1 protein-coding gene is annotated in these 673 nt (G+C 52.9%); it reads right to left on the bottom strand.

All coding sequences use genetic code 11. The features are described from left to right. Window positions 1-57: 57 nt before the first annotated feature. A partial coding sequence (locus tag K206_RS44150; RefSeq protein WP_196812988.1) for a hypothetical protein occupies window positions 58-673 on the bottom strand: 616 nt, incomplete at its 5' end.

The raw sequence follows: 673 nt of genomic DNA on the forward strand, positions 1-673 counted from the left end.
CACAAAAAATCTGACAGGTTCTGTCATGCAACTTACTCGCTCTGCTGAGGCGTCGAGTTACTTAACAGGTGAGCATCGAAGAGGCTTGTAGCTCCTCTGCACCACCGGCGCCGGCCCGCGCACGTACTCCTTAGTCTCTCCATTGTCGCTGTTCTGCTGGACAATGGTGAGTTGAGCGGGTAGCGCTTGGCAAGCTGTATCGGGTCGCTGGTTTGGCAGTTCGATATGCTTTTCCAGTTCTGCGGCCTTTGCAAACTCAGCTCGAACTGCCTGTTCCTTGTGGTCCAGCAAGGCCATGACGCCCGATGCGGCGAAGAGAACGAGAAGCAATACTGCCCCAATAAGCCCGCCTCTCTTCGCCCAGACCTTCGTTTTCCGATACGCGGGTTCACCGCCCTTGATTTTCTCCCATTCCTTCTTTAGAAGCGTTCGGCTGATTGCTTCAGCTTCTGTGACAAGAATCGAAACGGTCGCGCGGAGGGCTTCGGCGTTCCTTTCGTTGCTTCGCTTCCATCCTTCCAAGAGGGATAGGGCTTGGTTAATCTTATTCTCGAAGTGTGGAAACTCTTCGTCATCAGGCTTGAAATGAAGCTTGGCTAGTGCATACGAGCTGTGAATGTTGGCGCGCTGCACGCGAAGAGCATCAAAGATGAACCTGTCAGATTTTTTGTGT

Origin of the sequence: Cupriavidus sp. WS, from assembly GCF_000395345.1 — a bacterium.
Taxonomy (GTDB): domain Bacteria; phylum Pseudomonadota; class Gammaproteobacteria; order Burkholderiales; family Burkholderiaceae; genus Cupriavidus; species Cupriavidus basilensis_B.